Raw genomic sequence first — 24,522 nt, forward strand, 5'->3', positions numbered from 1 at the left:
CCCCGGGGCCTGCCGTACTGGCCGCCGCCAAAGCCGCACCCGGCAAGCTGACCTATGCCTCATCGGGCGACGGCAGCCCGCAGCACCTGGCGGGGCTGATGTTCACCACCCGAACCAAGACCGAGCTGCTGCACGTGCCCTACAAGGGCGGCGCCCCGGCCATCAACGACGCCCTGGCCGGCACGGTGGACATGCTGTTCGCCGTGCTGCCCGAGGCGCTGCCGCACATCCAGTCGGGCAAGTTGCATGCGCTTGGGCTGATGGCGGCGCAGCGCACAGGCACCCTGCCCCAGACCCCCACCATGGCCGAAGCCGGCGCACCCGAGATGAACCTCTCGGCCTGGGTCGGCCTGCTCGCCCCGGCCAAGACACCCCAGCCCATCATCGACCGGCTGCAGCGCGCCGCGCACGCCGCCCTGGCCGATGCCGACACCAAGGCCAAGCTGGCCGCCAGCGGCATGGAAGTGGCGCCCGGCACCAGCCAGCAGCTCAAGGACGCGATCACGCAGGAGATCAAGGTCCATGCGGAGCTGGTGAAGGCGGCGGGGCTGGTGCCGCAATAAGGCACAGAAAGGCATTGGGGCAATGGTCGGCCTAGGGATGCGCCCGCATCAATAACCGCGTCACCTCGGGCGAATGGCCGGCCCAAGCTCACACCGTCGAGAGGTTCTCGCGTCCCTGAATCATGCCAGCAAGCACGCAGACCACGATGGACGCGATCCAAACATAGTAGCCCGAAAGAATCTCATAGGCATACGTTCCTGCGCTTCCGCCCGCCAACTGCTGGCCGCTGCGCATGAACGTGCAAGCAATGAGCAGCGCAGCGATCGCCAAGCACGCAGCGAGAGTTCCTCGTTTCTTGCCCAAGCCGATCCAGGCAAGAACAAGCAGTGGATTTGCCAGCCAAGAGATGTGACCCGCGACTCCAAAGACCAATGCATAGAAGCCCGATGACGATGGGTTGCCTTGCTGCGGGGCTACATAAAGGAACGCGGGCAGAAACAAACTCACCCCATAGAGAATCATGCTCACAGCCACTGCGCCAAGGGCAATTTGGCGACGGGACAGTTGAATCAATGGAAGAACCTCCGTACTTGTGGACGCCTGGTTGGGCTTCAGAAGACCGGTATCTGGTGAACCTGCGCCGGCTTTGAAGCTCCGGTCCAAGCTTAGCCGCAATCCTGGCAGTCAGCCGCGTATTGCGGTCCCCTCGGACATGGGCCTTGGATGCTGCACGCAACGCAGGCATATGGGGCTTGACTTAGAGTGCGCTCGAACTTTCAGAATGTATGCATGGCATCCCACCTCACCATTGCCGAAGTAGCTGAACGCACGGGCCTGTCGGCCCACACGCTGCGCTACTACGAACGCGCGGGCCTGATCGCGCCCGTGGCGCGTGCGCCCGGTGGCCAGCGGCGCTATGCGGCCTCGGACATGGAGTGGATCGGATTCCTGCTGCGCCTGCGCGAGACCCAGATGCCCATCGGGCAGATGCAGGCCTTCGCGCGCCTGCGCAGCGAAGGGAACGCAACCATCGGCGCGCGTCGCAGCTTGCTGGAGCAGCACCTGCAGCAGGTGCTGGCCACCATCGCGGCCATGCAACAGGCCGCACAGGCACTGCAGACCAAGATCGGGCACTACGAGGGCCTGGAAGCTTCCCTTCGTCCCACGCAAACCACCTCCAGCGAAGAAAGCACCTCCCATGCCCCCCGAAACCCAAAATCCTCGTTACGTCCAGGGCCTCGCCAAGCTGCGCGAGATCGACGGCCAGGCCGGTGAGCGCGTTGTCGCCAGCCTGGCCGACATCGCCCCCGACTTTGCCCGCTACCTGATCGAGTTCCCGTTTGGCGACATCTACTCGCGCCCCGGCCTGGACCTGCGCAGCCGCGAGATCGCGGTCGTGGCCGCGCTGACCGCCTTGGGCAACGCCACGCCCCAACTCAAGGTGCACCTGCAGGCCGCTCTGAACGTCGGCGTCACGCGCGAGGAGATCGTCGAGGTCATCATGCAGATGGCCGTCTACGCGGGCTTTCCGGCCGCGCTCAACGGCCTGGCGGCGGCACGTGAGGTGTTTGCGGCCACCCACAAGGAGGAGGAGGAGAAAGAAGAAGGCAGCGCCGCAGCGACGGCGTGAAGCCCCGGGCCTGCCCCCACGCCAGGGCGGCAGCCTTCAATGGCCGCCAAAGCGCCCCACCGGCCGCAGTCCGCCGGCCAGGCTCCAGAGCGTGATGCACCAGCCGTCGCAGCCCTCGCTGACCACCAGGCCCGGAAGTTCTGCGCCGTCCAGGTCGACAAAACTGGCCACCTTGGCCGGCACGTCGCCCTGGTAGGCGTAGCCCTTGCGGTCTTTCGTGAACACATGGTGCCTGCGCGCGTGGTAGCCACCGGCGCGGTCCTGCACCAGTTTGCCGGGCACCAGGATGGCCAGGTCCTGGCCGCCCGACTTGTGCACCACGGTTGCGGCAGCCAGCTTCAGTGGCGACCGGACCGCGGCCCGCAGGCGTGCGTCGGAGCGCAGCACACCTTCCAGGGCCTGCACCTCCGGCGCGGCGATCGGGCGCGTGGTCCACTGGGTGGTTAGCGGGGGCGCGATGGAGAACAGCCGGTACTGCCGGGTATTGGACCGGGCCGGTCCGCCCTGCACCGTGGCCCGGACCTCCTCCCACTGCTCGCCACCCGACGGGTCCTTGGGCACCTCGATCTGGCACGGGTACTTCTCGCCGGTCTGCAGGGCAAACACCGGCCGGCCCGCACGGCAGTGCCGCGCCAGAGCGCGCAAATGGGCAGCATCGTCCGCACGGACCACGACGGCACCCAGGTCGGGCGACAGCCAGGCAAAGAACAGGCCTGGGCGGCTGATGTGGCTTTCGCTCTCCTCCCCGGCGGCCGCGGGCCCTACCACGGCCAGACCCAGTAGCAGCGCGGCCACTCGCAAACGCAGCACCATGAAGACCCCCCGACGACAATGGATTGGCATTCTGCATGAATGCCTGCCGGGCTTCGGCAAGCCCGTCATCGCGGCGCGTCGGTCATTGCTGGCGCCAGGGGCGCTTGGCTCGATTCTGTCAGCCGCTCCTCGTCAGGTGGTCCCCGCCGGTGCCGCCGCCGGCCCGCGGCGCAAGACCAGCACCACCACGGCGATGGAAGCCACATAGGTGCCGCCCAGAAAGACGAGCGCGCCAAGGCTCTGGGGGCCCTTCGCCAGCCCGTGCGCGATGCTCGAAAAATCCCACAGGGCGTGCAACGCCATCGCCACCCACAGGTTGCCGGTGAGCCTGCGCACGAGGTACAGCCCCGTGCCCGCGCAAAAGGCCAGAGCCACCTGCACCAGGGCCGCCGCGCCCAGGCCGAAGAAGGCGTTGGTGGCGTGCAGCAGGCCGAACAGGGTGCTCGACCAGAACCACACCCAGGCCTCGGAGCGCAGCGAATGGCGCAGGCCCACCAGCAGGATGCCACGGTGCACCATTTCTTCGCAGAACCCCACCAGCAGCATGGCGGCGGCCAGCACCAGCACGTGCTCCATGCCGATGGCCGCCCAGACCGTGCTGTACAGGTTCATGCCGATGAACCCGAGCATGGGCAGCAGCACTGCGGCCAGGTACAGGGGCCGGCGCAGCGGTGGCTCGCGGGTCGCCTGCGGCCACCACCCTGCCAGCGCATTGAAGGCACACAGCGCCATGGCAGCAATGCCCAGCGGCACGATGACGCCGCGCAGCAGGTTGGCCTGCGCACCCAGCGATGCGTAGTCGATGCCCAGGTAAGTCCATGCAGCGAAGACCCAGCCCAGGTAGGCAAGGTACACGCCCAGACCGACCCACCAGCGCGGTTGAATGTGCATGTTTTCTCCAACCTCCGGGGCTCAGAAAATCGCGACCAGTGCCACGGCGACAAGCACCCATGCGCACGCCCGCACGAGCAGGCCCAGGCCCATGCCCAGCGCGGCCAGGCGTCCAATGCCCAGCTTGGCCCGGAACCACGCGGCCTGCACGCCCACCATCCACGCGAATGCCATCGCGCACGCAATCGCTCCGGCCATGGCAAGGCCCCGCCCAGGCATCTGGGTCGCAATAAGGCCCAGCGAAACAACCAGCGCAAAGGGCGATGTCAGGTAGCACTGGGCGAAGAAGGGCTGCCGCAAGGCGGTGCGCGATGCCGCCTGCCTGCGCTTGCGCAACAGCAGCACCGCAGCCGTCAGCGGGATCAGGCTGAACAGCAGGCTGCGAAAAAGCAGCAGGTTCTGCGGCGAGTTCAGGAGTTCCTTGGCCAGGGGGGCCGCGTCCGAAGCCTGTGCGACGTGCAACGCCACCCCGACTCCACTGGTGAGCAGCAGCGTGATCAGCAGCAGCAGGGGCGGGCTCACCGCATCGTCATAGGCATCGGTCTTGTCCGACGCTTCCTCCTGCTCTGCGTACTCCATGGCCTGCAGCGGCTTGAAGATGATGCGCAGCAGCGTTCGGGGGTAGAAGAACAGCAGTGCGATGGCCTCGAAGACGAATTCCTCCAGGCTCCGCATCAACTTCATCAGGTCCATGAACTCCTCCGGGAGCGCCAAACGCGCGCTGTGGACCACCCCATTGGGACATCGGACGGGCCATCTTGTCCAGCGCTTCCATGCGAACCCAGCCTACGATCGCGGCGCACCAGCCGCACAGCATGACCCAAAAGGCGAAGGGAACGAGAGGTGATGGATTCACCGCGTGAAGGTCACGAGCGCCACGAGGCAGGCAGCCGCTGGCGATCATTCCGCCCGAAGCAGCCGCGCGTACCGCCACAACCCCCAGACCACGCCCACGGCCAGACCGATGGCAATGCTCCAGCCCACCGGGACACCGAACGCAAAGGCCAGCAGCAGCATCAGCCCGGCGCTGACCAGGGAGATCAGCACCAAGGTCACGAAGTCGAAGTGGGCCACCGCCAGCGAGTCCTCCGCCACGCTGCGCCCACGGCTGCCGCGCCTTTCGCGCTGGGACCGGAACAGCAGCACGTCGAGCACGAATTCGAAAAAGCCAACGACGATATCGACCAGAAAACTGAACATCGCAATGCTCCATGGGCAGGTGCACCACGCGGCAGGCGCCGCGCACTCCTCCTGTGGCGCCATCCTAACGCCGGGCGCTCAGCCCTTCGCTGCCGCAAAAGGCCCCACACCCTGCCGGTGAATCAAGGTGCCGTGCTGCCCACCGCCTGCCTCGCCGGTGCCGCAGCGATGACGCGCGCCGCAAGCTCCGCGAATTGCCCCAGGTCCACCGCGTTGCGCTTGAACCAGAGCCGGCTGTTGTCGACCCGGTGCACGAGCACGATGTCCCGCGCCCGGTCGATCAGCATGAACTGGCCGCCGCTCCCGTCTGCCAGCACCAGCTGGTTGCCGGGAAGGCGCCACGACGGAAATGCCGCGAACGGCAGCCACCACATGTAGCCATAGCCGCTGCCGCCCGAGGCGGCGCTGTACGAGGTGGTGCTCTCGCGCAGCCAGGCCGACGGCACCATCTGGCGCCCTTGCCACTGGCCGTCGCGGCCCACCAGCAGGCCGATGCGCGCCAGGTCGCGCGCAGACAGGAACATCAGGTAGGCGGGGTGCTCCGAGCTGCGCTCGTACTCGAACTTCGTGTCCTGCGGGTAGCGAAAATCCTCGAACTGCAAAGGCTCTGCCAGCTCGGTCTTGAGCGCCTCGAACACGTCCTTGCCCGTGCGGCGCTGGAAGATGGTGGCCAGCGCGTTGAAGTCCCAGTTGTTGTAGTACCAGTAGGTGCCGGGCGCATGGCTGCCGCGTTCCGGCCGCCGCTTCTTGGCCGCAGGCGTCTCGTAGGCTGCCTCGTGGTAGACCCCGGAGCGCGACTGCAGCAGCTGCCGCACGGTGGCGGTCTGCTCCACGTCCGACAACCCGCCCTTGTCCGTGATGCCGAGCGAGGCCAGGCTCTGGTCCAGGTCGATGGCGCCCCGGCCCACGTGCATGCCGTACAGAACGCTGAGCACGCTCTTGCGCACCGAAGCAAGGTTCATCGGCCGGCGGATGTCCCCATAGGCATGCACCAGCACGCCGCGGTGCACCACGAGGTAGGCGTCCGAGCGCAGCGAGTCGGCATAGCTGTCGGCCAGTTGGAGCTTGTCTTCCGACCATCCGCTCGGCTGCCCGCTGGTGGCCGGTGTGCTCCAGGCCACACCGGGATATACGCCCTGCGCACTGGCCTGCCGGGGCGCCGCCACCGCAGCGGGCGGAACCTCGGTATCGGCGAGCGCGGGCGCACCACCCACCATGATGGCGGTGGCGGCCAAGGCAGCGATGGCGGTGGAGCGCAATGTGTTCAGCATGGGATTCGTCCGGTTGCCGCCCCTGGCGTGCAGGGCAGAAGTTTGGTGGGCTTCGGCGCATTCTGCCGCAGCCGCCGACAGGGGCGCCGCGCCTGCGGGCTGCCCCGCCTTCGGCGAGAATCGGTAGCCCCGTTGCCTGACCTCCAGGCCTCCCGCCCTCTCCCATTCTCCGATTGCGTCCCACGCCCCCTGCGTCCATCCAAATGAAGGGATTCATCCTCACGCGCCACTGGCGGGATACTCCCGCGGGCACCGAAATCGAATACTGGCTGGCGACCGACACCGGCCCGCTCAAGGTGCTGCTCACCGGCCAGACCTCGGTGGCCTTCGTCGAGGCGCGGCACAAGGGCACGGTGGACGCACAGCTCATGGCCCTGCCGGACGTGGCGCTGCGCGCGCTCGAACTCAAGAGCTTTCAGCAGGAGCCCGTGATCGGGGTCTACGCCAGGCATTTTCGGCAGCTGGGGCGGCTGGCGCGCTCGCTGCAGCAATTGGGCATCTCCCTGCTCGAAGCCGATGTGCGCCCGCACGAGCGCTACCTGATGGAGCGCTTCATCACCGCAGGCGTGCTGGTGGAGGGCGGGCGCACCGAGAACGGCGCCCGCGTGGACTGCAGGCTGCTGCCCGCGCCCGACTACCGGCCGGCGCTGAAGGTGGTGTCGCTGGACATCGAGACCAGCCAGCACCAGGCGCTGTATTCGATCGCGCTCGACGGCATGGCCGAACGCGTGGTGTACATGCTGGGCGAGCCGCCGCCGGGGCCTACCGCCGAACCCGCGGGCTTTGCGCTCATCTACTGCCCCACCCGCCAAGCCATGATCGAGCAACTCAACGACTGGTTCGAGCGCAACGACCCGGACGTGCTCATCGGCTGGAACGTGATCCAGTTCGACCTGAACGTGCTGCAAAAGACCGCCGATGAATGCGCCACGCCCCTGCAGCTGGGCCGCGAGCGCCGGCCCATCGCCTGGCGCACGCACCCGGGCAAGCAGGGCTATCTCTTCGCGCCCATGCCCGGGCGGGTGGTCATCGACGGCATCGAGGCGCTGCGGGCCGCGGTGTGGAGCTTTGCGTCGTTCAGCCTCGAAAACGTCTCGCAGCAGTTGCTCGGCGAGGGCAAGGAGATCGGCGACGAGTACGACAAGATGGCCGAGATCGAGCGGCGCTACCAGCACGACAAGCCCGCGCTGGCCACCTACAACATCCGCGACTGCGAGCTGGTGCTGCGCATCTTCGACAAGGCCCGGCTGCTGCAGTTCGCGATGGAGCGGGCCCACACCACCGGCCTGCAGATGGACCACTTCGGCGGCTCCATCGCCGCCTTCAGCCACCACTACCTGCCGCGCATGCACCGCCTGGGCTATGTGGCGCCCAATGTGGGCGAGATACAGGGCCAGTCCTCGCCCGGCGGCTACGTGATGAATTCGAAGCCCGGTTTCTACGACTCGGTGGTGGTGCTGGACTACAAGAGCCTGTACCCCTCGATCATCCGCACCTTCCTGGTCGACCCGGTGGGGTATGTGGAAGGCCTGCACGCCAGCGACGCGGCGCCGCTCATCCAGGGCCCGCTGGGCACGCGCTTCTCGCGCGACAGGCACTGCCTGCCCGAGATCGTCACCACCCTCTGGCGCGCGCGCGACGAGGCCAAGCGCGCAAAGAACGAGCCCCTGTCGCAGGCGCTGAAGCTGGTGATGAACTCTTTTGCCGGGGTGCTGGGGGCGTCGGAATGCCGCTTCTTCAACCCCCAGGTGATCTCGGCCATCACCCTGCGCGGCCACGCGATGGTGAAAGCCACCCGCGACTTCGTGGAGCAGCGCGGCTACGAGGCCATCTACGGCGATACCGATTCCATCTTCATCTGGCTCAGGCGCACCCACACCAATGCCGAGGCACACGCCGTGGCGGCCGAACTGGTCAAGGACATCAACGCCTGGTGGACGCGCACCCTGCGCGAAGACCAGGACCTGGAAAACCACCTCGAGATCGAGTTCGACACGCACTACAAGAAGTTCTTCATGCCCACCATCCGCGGCTCGGACGTGGGCAGCAAGAAGCGCTACGCCGGCCTGAGCGTGGACGTGGAGGGCAAGGAGGAGATGGTCTACCGCGGCCTGGAGATGGCCCGCAGCGACTGGACGCCCCTGGCCCGGCAGTTCCAGGAAGGACTGCTCTCGCGCGTGTTCCAGGGCGCGCCCTACCGCGAGTTCGTGGCCGACTACGCGCAGGCCACCCTGGCCGGCGACAAGGACGACCTGCTCGTCTACCGCAAGCGCCTGCGCCACCGCCTGGACGCCTACGTCGCCAACGTGCCCCCGCAGGTGCGCGCGGCGCGCATGGCCGACGAATACAACGCCCGCATGGGCCGGCCCCAGCAGTACCAGAGCGGCGGCTGGATCCGCTACGTCATGACCCGCAATGGGCCGGAGCCGCTGGAAGCGCGCCATTCCCCCATCGACTACGGGCACTACCTGGACAAGCAGGTCCAGCCGATCGCAGACGCCATTTTGCAGCCGCTGGGCGAGAGCTTCGCCAGCCTGACCTCGGCGCAGCAGGACCTGTTTTAGCTGGCGCTACTTTGGCACCACCGCCTGCAGGTAGCCGTCCACCGCGCTGCTCCACAGGGCGGGCTGGGCATGGATGCCGTGCCCGCTGGCTCCGTGCAAGGGATCGAAGGCCACGAAGCTGCCCTTGCCGCCTTCGGCCATGAAGGCGTCGAAGTTCTTGCGGCTGTGGCGCAGCGCATAGAACGGGTCCTGGTCCCCATACAGCCAGAGCATGGGGTGCGGGAACGCCGCGCCGCGGCGGAACGCGACCGGGTTGATGGCGTCGGCGTGCGTGCAGCGGTCCCCCACCCAGCCCCCCACGAAGTTCAGCACGCCCAGGAAGGGTGCAGCCGGGCGCGTGCCCGCATAGGCGGCCGAGAGAATGCCCCCGCGCGAGACGCCACCGATCAGCAGGCGCCGCAGGTCCACGTCGCTGCGCGTGCGCAGGTGCGCCAGCACGGCATCGAGGTCGGCCATGGCGCGCTCCAGGCCGGGCAGCGAGCGCTCCGGCCGGCAGGCGTAGCGCGAGCGGTCGGGCTCGAAACCTTCGTCATACAGCCCGTCGGACTTGCCACGCCCACGCCGCTGTGGAAACACCACCTGCCAGCCCTTGTCCGCAAAATAGGCTCCCACCTCGGGGCTGGCCCAGGTGTAGGTGAACCATTCGGGCTTGTCCCCGTTGCCCGTGGAGCCGTGGTTGAACACCAGGGTGGGAAACGGCCCCGCACCGGGCGGCCGGTAGACCACCATTTCCAGCGTCTGTGCACGCCCGTTCTCGGTCCAGGGCGTGGGCACGCGCTCGACGCTGCGTGCATAGGCAAAGGGCTTTTGCGTCAGCACCCCGTAGCTGAGCAGTTGCGTCACGTTTTTCCACAGCGACATCTCCATGTCGCCGTCTTCGCGCAGGCGCAGCACCAGCGTCGCGCCGGTGCGCAGGGGCATGTGCAATTCGTTGTCGATGAACTTCGCTTCGCCCCGCTCGGTGACGCGCTGCGTGGCGCTGGCACCGGCATAGACCACGGTGGCCGCATCGGCAGACAGCTTCTCTACCGCCACCTTCACATCGCACTGCGCAAAGCGGCAGGCACTGCCGCGCCAGATACCGCTCCAGGGCAGCAGCCTGCGGCCGCCCTCAAGCGTGGCGTCGGGCGCCACCACGGCCACATCGGGCGGCAACTCTGCGCTGGCGCTGGTCTCGGCGGGCACCGGGCGCATCTGCGCCGTGCCGGCGGGCAAGGCGGTCTGCGCGTGGGCCACGCCCGCGAGCCAACCCACCGCTGCCACGGCAGCAGCCACAGCAGCCTTCCACCCTGCCGCACGCAACGACAACCATCGATCTTGCATTTTCAGGCACCTCCAGGACCGACAGGGTACCGGGTTCCCAGCCGCATCCCCCACGGGGCCACGCGGGCCCATGCCACGCAGGGGCTTCACCTCACCGGGCCAGCTAGCTGCGTACGCCATGTCCATCCGCGGCCCCATGCATGCCTGCCTCGGCGCTGGAGCGGGGGCGGTCCGCTGGGTCTAGGCCGTCGACAGGCGGGCCCGGGCGATGGGCGCACGGTCGAGGGCACAAGGCCGACATCATCCACTTCGCCCCAGAGAAATGGATGTTCAGGCGCCTGGCGCAACAGGAAAGTGCCCCCCAGATTTCGGGCGGCTCTTCGGTGTTCCCGACAATGCGCTTGTCGCATCTCCGCGTGCAAAATGGCCAGATGACATCTCCCATCGCGACGGCCAGCGCCCTCGGGCTGTATCTCTACGGGGGCGCAGAGCCGGGTGCAGACCTTTTTGCCCGTTTTGCCCGTTTGACGGAATCCCTGTTCGCCCGCCTTGGCATTGCCCCCACATACCTGGGGCTGGGTGGCGATGGCTACCCGGAAGGCTTTGTCCGCTATGGCGGTCGTGCGCACAAGAAGGCGTTGGCGCGGGAATTCGATGGTGTCTTGAGCGTGAGCGTGGCCGCCAATCCCGTTGGCAGCGATGAACCCACGTTCGACAGCTTCGCACTGGCTTCGCTCTCATACACGCCATCGGTGGGCGAATTGCTGCTGTCGCTGGAGGTGAACGAGGCATGGCTGCCGTTCGATGGCGAGGCCTACGCTGAGACCATGGGGGCTTACATCACGCTGGCGCCCTGGAGCTTTGGATTCGGCTTCGCCGATGCGTCCAACAGGCAGCCTGGCTTCCATATCCTGTCGCTGGACCCCGGCGACCTGCCTCCCGATGAACGCACCCGCCTGCTCACCTGGTATGCCGTTGCGCCAGAGGTTCGTGTACGCAAGCTCAGGGACGTGTATGCGCTCAATTTGCTGGGTGCAGGACAACTGGGCGAGGCGACCCGCGACGGCGGGCCGCTGCGTTCGCTGATCACGTCCATGGGGGCGGGCGACATCCAGCCAACCGCCGGCACCTCGCTCATGTCCTGGCGGGTTCCCACCACGTCGCGCGAGGCTGTCCGCCGGCAGATGGCGGAAGCCGGCGCCATCGCGGGGTTGTAGTCCGGGCCGGATGCAGGGGTTCCATGCAGTGCTGAATGGGTCTTCACGCTGGCACGCGGTGCAAGCCGCGCCTGTTTCTTGTCGTCCCAGAACGCTCGTGCCAGCTCCAGTCCTTTGAATTTTTGCGGCGACAGGGCCTTGGCTGCTGGCGCCGCACAGAGAAACATGGGGCGCGCCCTGAGGACCGACTCGGCCCAGACTTAGGGTGAAGAACGCAACGCTCGCCACGCGTCTCGATCCCGGCCGTCGATCCATCCACCATGGCGCGGGCCTGTGGCAGCATGATGAAGGTGGCGCTCTGCAGTTGCAGGGGAAGAATCGAGAGGCCGGGGTAGCATGTGGCGCCAACGCACTCCTTGTCGCCGTCCACCGAACTCACGCCGAAGCTCTCGCACATGCAACCCGCCAAACTCCGGCAGCGCTGGCACGACCCGGATTTTTCCAGCAGCGCTGTCGAAGCCATGGCGAAACTGATCTCGTCCCGAGAACTGCAAGGCCCGCTCGACCTGAGAGGTATTGCCATTGGGGCCGTCACACCCATCGCTGGCCTGCCGGTATTCAACCTGTTTCGTACCCACCTGTCCAAGGTGGATCTGTCGTGTGCCCAGATCGAGGGGTCGATGGCCGAGGCCGTTTTTGACCAGGTCCATTTCGACCAATCCAGGTTGAGCCATGTGTCAGCGGCGAAGACCCGCTTTCGTTCATGCACGTTCGATGGTTCGACGCTCCGCCTGAAGGCGGATGACGCGCGCTTCGAATCCTGCAGTTTCCGTGGTGCCAAATTCATTGCGTCGGCTTCGCTCACGGAGTGGGGTGGGCGCCGGGTACTGTTCGCCCAGTGCGACTTCTCCGGCGCCAGCTTTCGGCGGCAGGAGTTTCGTGCCAGCACCTTCGAGCAGTGCACCTTCGATGGCTGTGTCTTCGACCAATGTGACTTGCGTGGCGCCAAGTTCCTTGGCGAGTCGCCGCAACTGGAACAGTGCATGGTCTAGCGCCGAACGGATTCGCCTGCCCGCTCACTCAGCCAACCGCCCCCTCAAGCGCACGGCGACTGCCGGCACCGGATGCAGCATTCGCCGCAGCTGCCGACCCGGAGCAGGGGCTTGCCCACGCGCCCCACGCCTGCCAGCCTGGCTGCCGGCTCAGCCCGGCATCCAGGCAGGCTTGAACGCCGCATGGAACCCGAACGGCACCACCTGCGGCAGGTGCAGCGTGGCCAGGCATTGCATGCTGGCCGGGTCGACCACGCCGATCACCGTGCCGGTGTCGCCCTCGGCCAGCGTGGGCACCAGCAGCACGCCATCGTCCTCGGCAGTGGAGCCGGGGCGGTCCACGAACAGCGGCTCCATCTGCACCGCGGCCTCGCGCTGCCAAGTGCCGGCGATGCGGCCGCCATCGAGGTCCAGCTTCACGGTGCGGTCGAACATGGGCGCCTTGCCCTCGGGGTCGAAGCCCGCAAACCAGGCATGGCGCGACTGCTTCTTGCCCCAGTAGGCGCCATGCACCGAAGGCAGCTCCACGCTGGCGCCCTCGACCAGCGTCCGGGGCTGCGCATCGCTGCGGCCGGGCTCCAGCCGGTAGCGCTGCACGCGGTGCTGCACGCCCACGGGCTGGCCGGCGCGCAGGCGCTCCATCTGCAGTGCCGCAAAGATCTCGGGGCCATCGTTGGTACATAGGTCCAGCACCAGCGTGGCGGCGCTGCGGCCATCGGGGCTGGGCTCGTCCCAGGCCTGCACCGCATGGAAGCCGGTCATCGCCGGCACGGCCCAGCTGCGCACGCTGCCGTCGGTGAGCGAGATGGCGTCGACGCGCGAGCCCTGGGCCTGGTTCCACGCAAAGCTGTCGATGAAGCCCTTGCCCGACAGCGCCAGCTTGATCGCATTGAGCCGCATGGCCGGCTGCCACACGATGGCGTGCGTGGGCGTCATCGCAAACGCATGCAGGTAGCCGGCCTGGCGCACGGACCAGCGCGCCAGCACCTCGCGCCGCCGGCTGCCCTGGACGATCTTGAACAGCTTGTAGGTGCACTTGGGTCCCACCTCCAGGCCCACGTTCCAGTAGGTGCCCTGCGCATCCGTCATGCCGTGGGCCGACATCACGTGGATCACCTCGGCATCGTCGTACACGATGCGCCCTGTGGTGGCCAGCGTGTCGGGGTCGAAGCTGGTGAGCAGCGGCGTCTCGGTCTGCGCCACCCACTGCGAGCCGATGCGCGCCATCACCACCGCGCCGTTGTCCGTCACCTTGGGGTGGCGCAGGTGGCGCATGCGCGTAAAGAAGCCCGCCGGGTCTGCCGTGCCAAAGGCCGCGCGCGCCGGCTTGCGCGCCGCCAGGCTCTCGCGCAGGTCATCGGTCTGCAGGTAGCGGCTGCGGTAGGTGGCACTGGCCCCGCCCACATCCCCCGGCGCCAGCCGCACCCGGTGCAGCATGGCCAGGCCATCGAACCAGTGCCCGTAGCTGCCATGTGGCAGGTCCCACAGCGCCGGGCCGTTGAGCAGCAGGCTGCCGCCCAGCAGCCAGGAAGGAACCTGGCCGCGGATTTCGACCGGGGTGTCGGGGAGTTCGCGGGCGGTGGATTGGAGGCCGCGCAGGCGGCCCGTGAGGTTGGGTGGCACTTGTGTCGCGGACTGAGCGAGGGTCATGGGCGTCTGGTCGAACTGGTTTTGCAGGCGTCTTGGCACGAATGTCCCTCCATCATGTCCCAAGCCGGGCAAAGACTGCAGTGGAAATTTGCCCAGGGGACTTCAACATGCCACTCTTACTCGGCAGCACGCCCCCGCACCTGCCCCCTGAACCCCCAGTTGTTCTCCAACCCCACATTCACCGCCTTGCCACCGTCCTCGAACTTCAGCGTGGCTACGGTGACCTCCCCATCCGCCACGGAGCGCGAGATCAACTGAAAGGTCTGCGCATCAAGCCAGTGGCCCTTGACGGCGACGACCGCATTGGGGCCCTGCGGCGCGGTGCGGTACTTGCCGTCCAGGCCCAGGGGGCCAGCGACCGGCTCGCGCGGGACATCGGGGCGGCCGGGGTCGAAGCTGGCTTCGTAGCGCGGGTTGGCGGGCGTGAGGTCCAGCACCAGGCGCTGCAGGCCCAGGGCGTTGCGCTCCAGCAGCCAGGCCTTGCGCGAGACGGTGGCAGCCAGCTCGGGCGTGGCTCCCAAGGGCTGGGGGCCGGGCTTTTCCACCCCGGCGTCGCGGATGCGGGCGGCCAGCAGGTCTTGCGCGCCCGCATCGGCCGGCAGGGGCTCGTGCGAGCGCACTGCTGCGGTGATGTGGTCGATGAACGCAGGCAACGGGTAGTGGCGCCGGCCGGTGACGGCGACCACCACGTCGATGTCGGGCAGCACCACGATGAGCTGGCGGTTGAAGCCGGCGGTGAAGAACGCGCGTTTGGACGGAATGCTCCACCAGCCGTTGGCGTACTTGAATGCAGGCGCCGCGCTGCCGAAACCCATGTCCACCAAGGGATTGAACACCTGCTCCACCCAGGCGGCGGGCAGCAGTTGCCGGCCGTTCCACTGGCCCCGGCGCAGGTAGAGATAACCGATGCGCGCCATGTCGCGCGGGTGCAGGTACAGGCCCCAGCCGCCGACTTCGAGGCCCTGCGGGTCCTTGCGCCAGCGCACGTCGCTGATGCCCAGGGGGCCGAACAAGCGCTTTTGCGCATAGGCCAGGGTGCTGCCGCCGGTCTTCTGTGCCAGGACGGCCGACAGCAGATGCGTGTTGCCGCTGTTGTAGTTGAAGCCCGCGCCGGGCGCTTGGGCCATGGGGCGGTCAAGCACAAAGCCCTGCCAGTCGCGCGCGCGGCCCAGCTGCAGCATGGTCTCGGGCACGGCGTCGCTGAGCGGCTCGATCCAGTGCAGGCCCGAGGTCATGTCGAGCAGGTGAGCGAGGGTCATGGCCTTCTTGGAGGCATCGGCGTTGGCGACCTTGCGATCGGCAAAGAAGTCGAGCACGGGTGCATCGCGCGAGGCGATCAGCCCGTCCTGGATGGCCATGCCGGTGAGCGTGGCGACGATGCCCTTGGTGGTGGAGTTGACGGCGTGCTTGAGCCCCTCGCGGTAGGGGGCGTAGAAGGCCTCGGCCACCAGGCTGCCGTGGCGGGTGACGAGCAGGCTGTCCATGCCCTGCGCGGCGCCATAGTCGACGAGCTTGGCCAGCGCGGCAGAGTCCATGCCCTGGGCCTCGGGCGTGCTCTCGGCCCAGTCGTCACCCGGCCAGAGCGTGGTGGGCGGGGTGGTTACGGCCGATGCAGCGGACGACGCGGGCGCCGCGGCGTCCTGCTGCGCCCCTGCCGTGAACGGTGCGGCGGCGCCGGCCAGCAGCACGGCCGTGGCCTGCCTGCGGGTGATGGGGGCGGGGACGCCAGTCCCTGCCACCCCAGCTTGCGTGTGCCTTGCCATCCTCAGCCTCCCTCGGTACATGTTGTGCAGAAATCATATGCGCCCGGGAGCACGCGCCTTGGTACTTCTTTTGGGGGATTGTGGTCGTTTCCCCACGGTGGGTGGCGAGGTGGCGGGCAGCTCCTGGCAGGCCGCACGCAGCCAGGCCAGCACCGCGTGGAAGGCATCGCCCGGCCCCTCCTGCACGCCCGCGCGCGGCGCCATGAGCTGGTAGCTGCTGCCATCGGCCACGAAGCCACACGGCGCGCACAGCACGCCGCTGGCCAGGTCGTCGGCCACCAGGGCCAGCGGGCCGATGGCCACGCCGGCACCGGCCACAGCGGCTTGCAGGCTTTGGTAGAAGTGCTCGAAGCGGATGGCGCGCGTGGGCTGCAGCCGCATGCCAACCAGCGCGGCCCAGCTGCCCCAGGCGTCCGGCCGCGTGGCGGTGTGCAGCAGCACGCCCTGCAGCGGCTCGCCTTGCTGCGGGCCGAGGGTGGTCGCCACATCGGCGCGGCACACGGGGCCGATGTGCTCGTGCAGAAAGGGCTCGGCCAGCACATCGTCGGCCAGCGCGAAGTCGTTGCGGCGGATGGCCAGGTCGATGCCGTCGCGCTCGAAGTGCACCACGCCGCCGGCCGAGACCAGGCGCAACTCGCGCTCGCTGCCCACGGCGGCCTGCAGCTGCGCCAGACGCGGGATGAGCCAGCGGATCAGCAAGGTGGGCTCGCACGACAACACCAGCGGTCGACCCGGCCCGGCCGTGCGGCGCGCACGGTCCAGGGCGGTGCGCAGGCGGTCGAGCGCGCCGGCCACGTCCTCGGCCAGCACCTGGGCGGTGGGCGTGGGCACTACTGAGCGGCTGCTGCGCCGGAACAGGGTGAAGCCGAGCTCGCCCTCAAGCTCGCGCACGGCACGGCTCACGGCGCCGTCGGTCAGGTGCAGCTCGCGCGCGGCGCGCGAAACGCTGCCATGGCGCACCGTGGCTTCGAAGGCGCGCAGGGCGGACATCGGGGGCAGTCGGGTGTCTGGGGGCATGGCATGAGTCATTGATTGAATTCTGCTCAATCATGCCTGAGATCAAATCGGTTTTCTTATCCTTTGCGCAGCGGCACAGTAGCGTCCATTGTTTGATGGATACGCAACCCAATGACCTTCATCGCCGTTCTGGCCGACGACCTTACCAGCGCACTCGATGGCGCGGCACCGTTTGCGGCACGCGGGCTGTCGGTTCGGGTGGTGCTGCGCGCCAGCGCCATCACCCCGGGCAGCGCCGATGTGCTTGCGGTGGATTTGGACTCGCGCTTTCTGCGCCCCGGCGTGGCACAGCGCCGGTTCCATGGCGCGGCGCAGCGGCTGCGCAGCGCGGCCCTGGTCTACAAGACAGTGGACTCCACGCTGCGCGGCAACCTGGGCGCAGAGGCGCAGGGCGCACTCGCCGGGGCCGGCCGCCAGCGGGCCGAAGTGGCGCCGGCCTTTCCGGCCGCAGGCCGCACCACCGAGCAGGGCCTGCAGCGCGTGCAGGGCATGCCGCTGGAGCACACGGTGTTTGCGAGCGACCCGCGCACCCCCGTCACCACCAGCAACGTGGCCGAGCGCATGCACGGCCTGCCGCCGGATTGCATGCGGGTGCACGACGCCGCGCACGACCACGACCTGGACGCCATCGTCGCCGCAGTGGGTTGGCAACGGCCCGGCGTGCTGTGGGTGGGCTCGCCCGGCCTGGCGGCAGCGCTGGCCCGCGCACTGCCCTCCATGCCCGTGCAAGACACCCAGGGCAGGCCCGCAGCCGCGGCAGGACCCCTGCCAGCCACCCCAGCACCCCGGCCTTGCAGGCGCGTGCTGGTAGTGGTGGGCAGCCTGCATCCGGCCAACCAGGCGCAGGTGGATGGCCTGGTGCACGCCGGCGTGCCCGTCATCGGGCTGCCGCCGGGCACGGGCAGCCCATTCGACCCCGCGCCGCTGGCCGCCACGGTGGCCCAGGCACTGGCCCGGCACCCGGTGGTGTGCCTGGCATCGCCCCGCATGGCCGATGCGGCCACCGGCACGCCAGCCTGCGCTGCGCCGGCCCTTCAGCTGGCGCAGGTGGTGGCGCGCTGCGCGCCGCACTTCGACGCGCTGGTGGCCACGGGTGGCGACACTGCGCGGCGCACCGTGGATGCGCTGCGCGCCCGCTCGCTCGACCTGCTGGGCGAGGTGGAGCCCGGCGTGCCCTTCGGCGTGCTGCGCCTGCCAGCGCGCCAGATTCCTTTTTCGACCAAGGCAGGTGGCTTTGGCTGCGCGGACACCTTGCTGCGCTGCGTGCAACGCCTGCAGTCCCTGCCCACCCTTTCCCCACAGCAAAGACCAACACCATGAATGCGAATGCAAGCACCCGCCCCCCTGCCCTGCCCCTGGCCATCACCATGGGCGACCCGGCCGGTATAGGCCCCGAGATCATTGCCCAATGGGCCACGGCACGCGGCACGGGGGCTGCGCCGTATGTGGTGGTCGGCGATGTGGGTGCCCTGCAGCGCGCAGCGGCCACCGTGGGCGCGCCGCTGCAGGTGCGCCCCGTGGGCGACCAATTGGAGGGCTTGCATGAGGCCTTGCGCCAAGGCGCCCTGCCCGTGCTGCAGGCCTGCGCGCCGCTGCCGGCCGACCTGCCCATGGGCCGCGTGGACGCCCGTGCCGGGGCCGCAGCGCATGCCTGCGTGCAGCGCGCCATCGACCTGGCGCTGGCGGGCAGCGTGGCCGGCATCGTGACCGCGCCGCTGCACAAGGAGGCGCTACGCGCCGCCGGCGTGCTGCACCCCGGCCACACCGAGATGCTGGCCGAGCGGGCCGGCACCACCGACTTCGCGATGATGCTGGCCAACAGCGAGTTGCGCGTGCTGCTGGTGTCCATCCACCTGGCGCTGCGCGATGCGATTGCCGCCGTGACGCCCGAGAGCGAGCTGCGCGCCATCCGCCTGGCGCACCGCGCCTGCCGCGCCTACGGCATTGCGCAGCCGCGTGTGGCGGTGGCCGGACTCAACCCGCATGCGGGCGAAGGCGGGCTGTTCGGCCACGAAGACCGGGACATCATCGCCCCCGCCATTGCTGCGGCGCGGGCCGAGGGCATAGACGCCACGGGCCCCTGGCCGGGGGACACGGTGTTCATGCGCGCACGCCAGGGTGCGTTCGACATCGTGGTGGCGCAGTACCACGACCAGGGCCTGATCCCCGTGAAGTACCTGGGCGTGGACCAGGGCGTGAACATCACCGTGGGCCTGCCCTTCGTGCGCACCTCGGTGGACCACGGCACGGCCTTCGACATCGCGGGCACGGGGCGGGCCGATGCATCGAGCCTGGGGCATGCGGTGGACCAGGCGGTGGCCATGGTCACGGCCACGCAGGCAACGCCGCCACCCGGGCAGCCGTTGCCGGAATTCATCTTCATGCTCACCCGGCACGACCAGACCATCACCGACGCCCTGGGGCAGTTGCCCGCCGTGCTGGCCGCCGGCGTGCGGCACATCGGCTTCAAGGACATCGGCCTGCCCTGGGCCGCGCTGCAGCGCCTGGCCGATGCCATCCACGCGGCCGGCGCTGTGAGCTACCTGGAGGTGGTGAGCCAGGACGAGGCCAGCGAAGTCGCATCGGCCCGCGCCGCCGTGGCGCTGGGGGTGGACGTGCTCATGGGCGGCACCCGGCCCGAGGCGGTGCTGCCGCTGCTGCGCGGCACCCCCATCCGCTACTACCCGTTTGCCGGCCGGGTGGTGGGCCACCCCAGCGTGCTGCAGGGCACGGTGGAAGACGTAGTGGCCAGCGCGCGCCGCATTGCCGCCCTGGAGGGCGTGCACGGACTGGACCTGCTGGCCTACCGCTTTGCAGGCGATGCAGCCGAGGTGCCAGCCCTCATGGCCGCCGTGTGCTCGGCGGTGGACAAGCCGGTGGTGATTGCGGGCTCCATCGACCGGGCCGAACGCATCGCGGCCGTGGTGGCGGGCCAGGCGGCAGGCTTTACCGTGGGCACCGCAGCGCTCGACGGCGCCTTTGAAGTCACGGGCGTGGTACCGCACGGGCTGGCAGGGCAACTGTGCGCCATCCAGACCGTGCTGCAAGGTGCAGTGGCGCAGGCCTGAGGCAGCCCCCGCAGCATCGGGGTCTCTCCCGCCGGCCCCGGGGACGTCGCAGGACACCCATGGCGCAATCAGCGCAGTTCGCACTACAATAAGAAATTACTATTTAAAAAATTGAATTTATTTGATTTTAATCAATAGTAATTCTTAAAATTCAGCATTTAAAAGGCAGCCCCCATGACCCTCAACTGGAAGACCGCCGCCGCCTGTTCCTTGCTCGCCTTGGGCGTCCTGCATATCGCGATGGGCTTGGTAAGGTTCAAGCAGCCGTTTCTGGCCGCCCTGTCCGACGGCCTGCTGGACGCATTCAAGACCGACGACAGCCGTCGCCTCGCGTTCTGGTTCACCCTGCTTGGGCCGGTGCTGATGCTGTGCGGCCACCTCGCGCTGCGGGCCGCCGCCAACGGGGACGTGCACACCCTGGGACTGATCGGCCTGTACCTGCTGGTTGCCGCGTTGGTGGGTATCGCGGCCTTCCCTGCCTCGCCCCTGTGGGCCTTGCTCGTGGTTGCGGGGGTGTTGTTCGCGACGGGGCGCGGTTGGCTGGCGTGAGTGCCATGCCGTGGCAGTCTCCCGCACAGGAGGCCGCTGCGCACTGACCCCCTGGCTTCCGCCCTGTGGCGGAGCTTCGGTGGGTTTCAATCGGCGCCTTGCCGCCCGACACTGGCCAGCAGGTCACCCAATGCGCGCTTGACGGCACCGAGTTCGCCCGCGCCGATCAACCCCGCCCACTGCCCCTCGATGCGGCTGCCGGCCGCCATGGCCAGCGGGCGGATCTGGCGGCCCCGCGCGGTGAGAAACACCAGGCGCGAGCGCTTGTCGCTGGGGCTGGGGCGGCGTTCCACGTAGCCGAGTTTTTCGAGCTCATCCACCGTCTGCGCCATGGACTGCTTGCGCACGCGCGCCAGCAGCGTGAGCTCGCTCACGGGCATGCCCTCGGGCGGCACAAAGGTGAACACGCTGGCATGCGCCGCGCGCACATCGCCAAAGCCGGCCTCGGCCAGGGCCTCGTCCACCGCACCCGCGAACTGCTGGTGCAGCAGGCGCAGCAGCACGCCCAGCGAGCCGGGTGTGTCAGGGGTGACGGTGGTGGAGGAAGTCGATGGGCTCATGGCGGAATTTGACAGTCACCTGTCTATTTCAATAAACTAGACAGGTACCTTACCATTTTTGAGGAATGCCCCATGCCCACCATTTCCGTTCTCGATTCGCACCTGCACTATGAGGACACTGGTGCCCCAGGCACCGGCCCCACCTGGGTGTTCCTGCACGGCAACCCGGTGTCCTCGCACCTGTGGCGCAAAGTGCTGCCAAGTGTCCAAAGGCTGGGCCGCTGCCTGACGCCGGACCTGATCGGCATGGGCCAGTCGGGCAAGCCGGACATGGCCTATGGCTACGACGACCATGCGCGCTACCTGGCCGCCTGGTTCGATGCAATGGACTTGCAGGACGTGGTGCTGGTGGGCATCGACTGGGGTGCGTCGCTCGCCTTTGACTGGGCACGCCGGCATGCGCACCGGGTGCGCGGCATCGCCTTCATGGAGACCATCGTCAAGCCCATGGCCTGGGCTGACTTTCCTGCGGCGGTGCGGCCGCGCTTCGAGGCGTTTCGCACGCCGGGCCTGGGCGAGCAGTTGGCCCTCGCGCAGAACCAGTTCCTTGCGGGCTCGCTCACGGCCACGGTGCTCACGCCGCTGTCTGCCGCCGACCGCGCGGTGTACGAGGCGCCCTACCCCACGCCCGCCAGCCGACGCCCGCTGCTGGCCTGGCCGCGCGCCATGCCCATCGAAGGCTCGCCCGCCGACGTGGTGGCACGGGTCGAGGCCTATGGCGATTGGCTGGCAAGCTCGCATGCCGTACCGAAGCTGCTGCTCACCTTTACGGGCTCGCCCACGCTGATGATCGGCCCGGCCATGGAAGCCTGGTGCCGCGAGAACATCGCCCGCCTCACGGTGCAGGCCTGCGGCGACGCCGGCCACCTGGCGCCCGAGGACCAGCCCGTGCGCATTGCCGATGCGCTGCTGGCCTGGGCGGACACCGCCCTGCTGCCTGCTGCTATTGCTTCTGGATCCCGGCCTGCTGGATCACATCGGACCAGCGCTTGATCTCGCGTGCAAAAAAGTCGGCCTGCGCCTTGGGCGTGCCGCCGCTGGCCTGCACACCGAGCTGCAACAGCCGGGCCTTGACATCGGGCGCGTTGAGCGCGGCATTGGTCTCCTTGTTCAACCGCGCAATGATGTCGGGCGGCGTGCCCGCCGGCGCGGCAAAGGCGTTCCACGAGGCCACGTTGAACTGGGGCGCGCCGCTCTCGGCCACGGTGGGGACGTTCGGCAGCGCGGGCGAGCGCTTCTCGCCCATCACGGCCAGGGCATGCAGCGTGTTGCCCGAGATCTGCGCCAGCACCGGCGCCAGGATCTCCACGCCCGCATCCACCTGCTCACCATGCAGGGCGCTGACCACGGCCGAGGTGCTGTTGAACGGGACAATGGTCACATCGAGGCCCAGGCTGCGCTTGAACAGCTCGGCCGCCAGGTGCTGCGTGCTGCCGATGTTGATGGTGCCGATGTTGAGCTTGCCGGGGTTGGCCTTGGCATAGGCCAGCAGCGAGGCGATGTCCTTGAAGCGCGACTTGGCGCCCGTGATGAGGGCGATGTCGAAGGTGCCCAGCATGGACACCGGCTTGAAGCTCTTGACCGGGTCGAACGGCAGGCTCTTGAACAGGCCCGCGCTCACCGCGTTGCCGTTGGACATGAGCAGCAGCGTGCGGCCATCGGGCGCCGCCTTGGCCACCGTGTCGGCCGCGACGATGCCACCCGCGCCGGGTTTGTTGTCCACCACGATGGGTTGGCCCGTGGCCTCGGTCATCTTCTGGGCCACGGTGCGCGCCGTGAGATCGGCCACGCCGCCGGGGCCGAAGGGCACGACCAGGCGGATGGGGCGCTTGTCGGCGGGCTGCGCTGCCACGCCCGTGCTGGCCAGCGCGGCGGCCAGCCACAGGAAGGTACGGCGCTCAGGGATCAGGGGAAAAGTCATGTTTTGTACTATGACAAAAACAGGATTGTCCTGCCATGGGGCACATGCACTGGGAGCTATGCCTGGGCAGCATGGGGTTGACCGGGGGGTGCACACCCCCATGGGGATACCATTGCGGCTTCCGACATCCGTATCCGCCATGAAAAACGCCACCGAATTCGCCCCCGGCCTCGTCGTCCAGGGCATAGACGCCCCGCTGTCCCTGTCGAGCTACAAGCTCATCGCCTTCGATATGGACTCCACCCTGATCAACATCGAGTGCGTGGACGAAATCGCCGACGCCGCCGGCCGCAAGGCCGAGGTGGCCGCCATCACCGAAGCGGCCATGCAGGGCATCATCACCGACTACAAGGAAAGCCTGCGCCAGCGCGTGGCCCTGCTCAAGGGCGTGACCGTGGCCCACATGGAGCAGGTGTTCAGCGAGCGCCTGCGCTTCAACCCCGGCGCCAAGGAGCTGGTCAGCGCGGCCAAGGCCGCAGGCCTGACCACGCTGCTGGTCTCGGGCGGCTTCACCTTCTTTGCCGACCGCGTGAAGGCGGGCCTCGGGATCGACTTCGCGCGCTCCAACATGCTCGAGGTGGAGAACGGCCTGCTCACCGGCCACATGGTGGACCAGGCCTGGGGCGATATCTGCGACGGTGCCGAAAAGCGCCGCACGCTGCTCGAAGTGGCCTCGCTCATGGGCATTGCGCCGTCGCAGGCGATTGCCGTGGGCGACGGTGCCAACGACCTGCCCATGATGGGCGCGGCCGGCCTCTCGGTGGCCTACCACGCCAAGCCCACGGTGCGCGCCCAGGCCAAGGTGGCGATCAATGAAGGCGGCCTCGACAGGCTGCTGGAAGTATTGCGCTGAACCCCTCCGCCCTGCCCCGCCGCGCCTGGCAATCGCTGCGCCGGGGCTGGCGCCAGCACCTGGGCACGGTGCTGCTGGCCCTGCTGGTGGTGGCCGGCGTCGATGCCTGGCGCACGCGCGACCTGCCGAAAGGCCCCGCGCCCGATGCCGCCATCACCCTGGCCGATGGCAGCAGCACCACACTCTCCGAATGGCGCGCCCGGCACCCCGGTCGGGCCGTGGCCCTGCATTTCTGGGCCGAGTGGTGTGCCATCTGCAAGCTCGAAGAACCCACGGTGGCCAGCCTCTCGGCCGATTGGCCGGTGCTGGGCATTGCCATGCAATCCGGCCCCGCCGCGCGCGTGGCCCAGGTGCAGCGCCAGCGCGGCATGCCCTGGCCCACGGCCGTGGACCCGCAGGCCGAGCTGTCGCGCGCCTGGGGCGTGCGCAGCGTGCCGGCCCTGGTGGTGGTGGATGCGCGCGGCGATGTGCGCTTTGCGACCACCGGCTACACCCCGGGCTGGGGCATGCGCTGGCGGCTGTGGTGGGCGCAGGCGGTGCCGAGCCTGCGTACTTTGGTGGGCTGACCGGCACTCGTACGGATTTGCCTTGGATCGCATAGCCAGGCAGGAGCCGCAGACAGTGCCGTAGCACGACAAGGCGAACCAACTATCGCTTACGGTGAAGGCAATCCGCCTCAGAAATTCATTGCGCTGCGCGCCACCCACGACGCATGAAACTGGCGCGAACCAGGCCAGTGCCCCCGTGCAAGGGCCGCCCCGCCGCACTGGGGGCGTCCCCCTCCCGACTCGCGCAG

24 protein-coding genes are annotated in these 24,522 nt (G+C 68.5%); 12 read left to right on the forward strand and 12 right to left on the reverse strand.

Annotated features, from left to right (window positions below; genetic code table 11):
• A partial coding sequence (locus PMI14_RS32355) for a tripartite tricarboxylate transporter substrate-binding protein (protein ID WP_007861839.1) occupies nucleotides 1-563 on the forward strand: 563 nt, incomplete at its 5' end.
• Nucleotides 564-651: 88 nt separating this feature from the next.
• On the opposite strand, the gene PMI14_RS35240 is transcribed toward PMI14_RS32355, so the two are convergent.
• Nucleotides 652-1,077 carry a hypothetical protein gene (locus tag PMI14_RS35240; protein ID WP_157405925.1) on the reverse strand — a complete coding sequence of 142 codons (426 nt, stop codon included), beginning with the start codon at nucleotides 1,075-1,077 and terminating at the stop codon, nucleotides 652-654.
• A gap of 216 nt (nucleotides 1,078-1,293) precedes the next feature.
• Between PMI14_RS35240 and PMI14_RS32365 the strand changes: the two genes are divergently transcribed.
• Both PMI14_RS32365 and PMI14_RS32370 read left to right on the forward strand, forming a co-directional pair.
• Nucleotides 1,294-1,779 (forward strand): MerR family transcriptional regulator, encoded by a 486-nt coding sequence (locus PMI14_RS32365; RefSeq protein ID WP_035206437.1) that lies wholly within the window; start codon nucleotides 1,294-1,296, stop codon nucleotides 1,777-1,779.
• On the forward strand, nucleotides 1,703-2,134 hold the full coding sequence (locus PMI14_RS32370) for a carboxymuconolactone decarboxylase family protein (protein ID WP_007861842.1): 432 nt from the start codon (nucleotides 1,703-1,705) through the stop codon (nucleotides 2,132-2,134). Before PMI14_RS32365 ends, PMI14_RS32370 begins: the two co-directional genes overlap by 77 nt.
• Before the next feature lie 36 nt (nucleotides 2,135-2,170).
• On the opposite strand, the gene PMI14_RS32375 is transcribed toward PMI14_RS32370, so the two are convergent.
• From PMI14_RS32375 to PMI14_RS32395, 5 genes are all read right to left on the reverse strand, one after another.
• Nucleotides 2,171-2,947, reverse strand: coding sequence for a hypothetical protein (locus tag PMI14_RS32375; RefSeq protein ID WP_007861844.1), 777 nt, complete (start codon nucleotides 2,945-2,947; stop codon nucleotides 2,171-2,173).
• Between the two features lie 132 nt (nucleotides 2,948-3,079).
• Nucleotides 3,080-3,838: a CPBP family intramembrane glutamic endopeptidase gene (locus PMI14_RS32380; protein WP_007861846.1), complete on the reverse strand. Its 759-nt coding sequence runs from the start codon at nucleotides 3,836-3,838 to the stop codon at nucleotides 3,080-3,082.
• 21 nt (nucleotides 3,839-3,859) lie between these two features.
• Nucleotides 3,860-4,570, reverse strand: a complete 711-nt coding sequence (locus PMI14_RS32385) for a permease (protein WP_108016526.1) — start codon at nucleotides 4,568-4,570, stop codon at nucleotides 3,860-3,862.
• Between the two features lie 168 nt (nucleotides 4,571-4,738).
• Nucleotides 4,739-5,038 (reverse strand): hypothetical protein, encoded by a 300-nt coding sequence (locus PMI14_RS32390; RefSeq protein ID WP_007861848.1) that lies wholly within the window; start codon nucleotides 5,036-5,038, stop codon nucleotides 4,739-4,741.
• A 122-nt stretch (nucleotides 5,039-5,160) separates the two neighbouring features.
• The gene (locus PMI14_RS32395; protein WP_007861850.1) at nucleotides 5,161-6,309 is read right to left on the reverse strand and encodes a serine hydrolase; all 1,149 of its coding nucleotides are present in this window, start codon (nucleotides 6,307-6,309) and stop codon (nucleotides 5,161-5,163) included.
• 203 nt (nucleotides 6,310-6,512) lie between these two features.
• On the opposite strand from PMI14_RS32395, the gene PMI14_RS32400 reads away from it, so the two are divergent.
• Entirely contained in the window at nucleotides 6,513-8,873 is a 2,361-nt protein-coding gene (locus PMI14_RS32400; protein ID WP_007861853.1) for a DNA polymerase II, read from the forward strand.
• Between the two features lie 6 nt (nucleotides 8,874-8,879).
• Here PMI14_RS32400 and PMI14_RS32405 read toward each other — a convergent pair whose 3' ends face one another.
• The gene (locus tag PMI14_RS32405) at nucleotides 8,880-10,148 is read right to left on the reverse strand and encodes a S9 family peptidase (RefSeq protein ID WP_238541946.1); all 1,269 of its coding nucleotides are present in this window, start codon (nucleotides 10,146-10,148) and stop codon (nucleotides 8,880-8,882) included.
• A 419-nt stretch (nucleotides 10,149-10,567) separates the two neighbouring features.
• On the opposite strand from PMI14_RS32405, the gene PMI14_RS32410 reads away from it, so the two are divergent.
• Both PMI14_RS32410 and PMI14_RS32415 read left to right on the forward strand, forming a co-directional pair.
• A complete protein-coding gene (locus PMI14_RS32410; protein ID WP_146187907.1) occupies nucleotides 10,568-11,353 on the forward strand; it encodes a hypothetical protein in 786 nt (261 codons plus the stop codon).
• A gap of 395 nt (nucleotides 11,354-11,748) precedes the next feature.
• A complete protein-coding gene (locus PMI14_RS32415) occupies nucleotides 11,749-12,345 on the forward strand; it encodes a pentapeptide repeat-containing protein (protein ID WP_007861861.1) in 597 nt (198 codons plus the stop codon).
• 150 nt (nucleotides 12,346-12,495) lie between these two features.
• Here the strand turns inward: PMI14_RS32415 and PMI14_RS32420 are convergent, their stop codons facing one another.
• The 3 genes from PMI14_RS32420 to PMI14_RS32430 form a co-directional block, all read right to left on the reverse strand.
• On the reverse strand, nucleotides 12,496-14,034 hold the full coding sequence (locus tag PMI14_RS32420; RefSeq protein ID WP_007861862.1) for a carotenoid oxygenase family protein: 1,539 nt from the start codon (nucleotides 14,032-14,034) through the stop codon (nucleotides 12,496-12,498).
• Nucleotides 14,035-14,111: 77 nt separating this feature from the next.
• Nucleotides 14,112-15,758 (reverse strand): serine hydrolase, encoded by a 1,647-nt coding sequence (locus tag PMI14_RS32425; RefSeq protein WP_007861863.1) that lies wholly within the window; start codon nucleotides 15,756-15,758, stop codon nucleotides 14,112-14,114.
• A gap of 33 nt (nucleotides 15,759-15,791) precedes the next feature.
• Nucleotides 15,792-16,775 (reverse strand): LysR family transcriptional regulator, encoded by a 984-nt coding sequence (locus PMI14_RS32430; RefSeq protein ID WP_108016524.1) that lies wholly within the window; start codon nucleotides 16,773-16,775, stop codon nucleotides 15,792-15,794.
• Nucleotides 16,776-16,886: 111 nt separating this feature from the next.
• Here PMI14_RS32430 and PMI14_RS32435 point away from each other — a divergent pair, with 111 nt between their 5' ends.
• The 3 genes from PMI14_RS32435 to PMI14_RS32445 all read left to right on the forward strand — a co-directional run bounded on the left by PMI14_RS32435 (nucleotide 16,887) and on the right by PMI14_RS32445 (nucleotide 20,392).
• Nucleotides 16,887-18,095 carry a four-carbon acid sugar kinase family protein gene (locus PMI14_RS32435; protein ID WP_007861868.1) on the forward strand — a complete coding sequence of 403 codons (1,209 nt, stop codon included), beginning with the start codon at nucleotides 16,887-16,889 and terminating at the stop codon, nucleotides 18,093-18,095.
• The gene (gene pdxA / locus PMI14_RS32440; RefSeq protein WP_007861870.1) at nucleotides 18,092-19,843 is read left to right on the forward strand and encodes a 4-hydroxythreonine-4-phosphate dehydrogenase PdxA; all 1,752 of its coding nucleotides are present in this window, start codon (nucleotides 18,092-18,094) and stop codon (nucleotides 19,841-19,843) included. Before PMI14_RS32435 ends, pdxA begins: the two co-directional genes overlap by 4 nt.
• A 174-nt stretch (nucleotides 19,844-20,017) precedes the next feature.
• Nucleotides 20,018-20,392 carry a DUF6463 family protein gene (locus tag PMI14_RS32445; RefSeq protein ID WP_007861872.1) on the forward strand — a complete coding sequence of 125 codons (375 nt, stop codon included), beginning with the start codon at nucleotides 20,018-20,020 and terminating at the stop codon, nucleotides 20,390-20,392.
• A gap of 86 nt (nucleotides 20,393-20,478) precedes the next feature.
• Here PMI14_RS32445 and PMI14_RS32450 read toward each other — a convergent pair whose 3' ends face one another.
• Nucleotides 20,479-20,952: a MarR family winged helix-turn-helix transcriptional regulator gene (locus PMI14_RS32450; protein ID WP_007861874.1), complete on the reverse strand. Its 474-nt coding sequence runs from the start codon at nucleotides 20,950-20,952 to the stop codon at nucleotides 20,479-20,481.
• 72 nt (nucleotides 20,953-21,024) lie between these two features.
• Between PMI14_RS32450 and PMI14_RS32455 the strand changes: the two genes are divergently transcribed.
• Nucleotides 21,025-21,945, forward strand: coding sequence for a haloalkane dehalogenase (locus PMI14_RS32455; RefSeq protein ID WP_007861876.1), 921 nt, complete (start codon nucleotides 21,025-21,027; stop codon nucleotides 21,943-21,945).
• Here PMI14_RS32455 and PMI14_RS32460 read toward each other — a convergent pair.
• Nucleotides 21,896-22,873 (reverse strand): tripartite tricarboxylate transporter substrate binding protein, encoded by a 978-nt coding sequence (locus tag PMI14_RS32460; RefSeq protein ID WP_007861878.1) that lies wholly within the window; start codon nucleotides 22,871-22,873, stop codon nucleotides 21,896-21,898. The two genes, PMI14_RS32455 and PMI14_RS32460, sit on opposite strands and share 50 nt — an antisense overlap.
• Nucleotides 22,874-23,012: 139 nt before the next feature.
• Between PMI14_RS32460 and serB the strand changes: the two genes are divergently transcribed.
• Nucleotides 23,013-23,726, forward strand: coding sequence for a phosphoserine phosphatase SerB (gene serB / locus PMI14_RS32465; protein ID WP_007861879.1), 714 nt, complete (start codon nucleotides 23,013-23,015; stop codon nucleotides 23,724-23,726).
• 68 nt (nucleotides 23,727-23,794) lie between these two features.
• A complete protein-coding gene (locus PMI14_RS32470; protein ID WP_007861881.1) occupies nucleotides 23,795-24,292 on the forward strand; it encodes a redoxin domain-containing protein in 498 nt (165 codons plus the stop codon).
• Nucleotides 24,293-24,522: the final 230 nt, after the last annotated feature.

Origin of the sequence: Acidovorax sp. CF316 (assembly GCF_000276605.1) — a bacterium.
In the GTDB taxonomy this organism is placed as follows: Bacteria; Pseudomonadota; Gammaproteobacteria; order Burkholderiales; family Burkholderiaceae_C; genus Acidovorax.

Bases quoted from the DNA above. Each gene is read 5' to 3' on its own strand.
- PMI14_RS32365 (WP_035206437.1), top strand. From the start codon at position 1,294: ATGGCATCCCACCTCACCATTGCCGAAGTAGCTGAACGCACGGGCCTG.
- PMI14_RS32370 (WP_007861842.1), top strand. From the start codon at position 1,703: ATGCCCCCCGAAACCCAAAATCCTCGTTACGTCCAGGGCCTCGCCAAG.
- PMI14_RS32375 (WP_007861844.1), bottom strand. From the start codon at position 2,947: ATGGTGCTGCGTTTGCGAGTGGCCGCGCTGCTACTGGGTCTGGCCGTG.
- PMI14_RS32380 (WP_007861846.1), bottom strand. From the start codon at position 3,838: ATGCACATTCAACCGCGCTGGTGGGTCGGTCTGGGCGTGTACCTTGCC.
- PMI14_RS32390 (WP_007861848.1), bottom strand. From the start codon at position 5,038: ATGTTCAGTTTTCTGGTCGATATCGTCGTTGGCTTTTTCGAATTCGTG.
- PMI14_RS32395 (WP_007861850.1), bottom strand. From the start codon at position 6,309: ATGCTGAACACATTGCGCTCCACCGCCATCGCTGCCTTGGCCGCCACC.
- PMI14_RS32400 (WP_007861853.1), top strand. From the start codon at position 6,513: ATGAAGGGATTCATCCTCACGCGCCACTGGCGGGATACTCCCGCGGGC.
- PMI14_RS32410 (WP_146187907.1), top strand. From the start codon at position 10,568: ATGACATCTCCCATCGCGACGGCCAGCGCCCTCGGGCTGTATCTCTAC.
- PMI14_RS32415 (WP_007861861.1), top strand. From the start codon at position 11,749: ATGCAACCCGCCAAACTCCGGCAGCGCTGGCACGACCCGGATTTTTCC.
- PMI14_RS32425 (WP_007861863.1), bottom strand. From the start codon at position 15,758: ATGGCAAGGCACACGCAAGCTGGGGTGGCAGGGACTGGCGTCCCCGCC.
- PMI14_RS32430 (WP_108016524.1), bottom strand. From the start codon at position 16,775: ATGCCCCCAGACACCCGACTGCCCCCGATGTCCGCCCTGCGCGCCTTC.
- PMI14_RS32435 (WP_007861868.1), top strand. From the start codon at position 16,887: ATGACCTTCATCGCCGTTCTGGCCGACGACCTTACCAGCGCACTCGAT.
- pdxA (WP_007861870.1), top strand. From the start codon at position 18,092: ATGAATGCGAATGCAAGCACCCGCCCCCCTGCCCTGCCCCTGGCCATC.
- PMI14_RS32445 (WP_007861872.1), top strand. From the start codon at position 20,018: ATGACCCTCAACTGGAAGACCGCCGCCGCCTGTTCCTTGCTCGCCTTG.
- PMI14_RS32450 (WP_007861874.1), bottom strand. From the start codon at position 20,952: ATGAGCCCATCGACTTCCTCCACCACCGTCACCCCTGACACACCCGGC.
- PMI14_RS32455 (WP_007861876.1), top strand. From the start codon at position 21,025: ATGCCCACCATTTCCGTTCTCGATTCGCACCTGCACTATGAGGACACT.
- PMI14_RS32460 (WP_007861878.1), bottom strand. From the start codon at position 22,873: ATGACTTTTCCCCTGATCCCTGAGCGCCGTACCTTCCTGTGGCTGGCC.
- serB (WP_007861879.1), top strand. From the start codon at position 23,013: ATGAAAAACGCCACCGAATTCGCCCCCGGCCTCGTCGTCCAGGGCATA.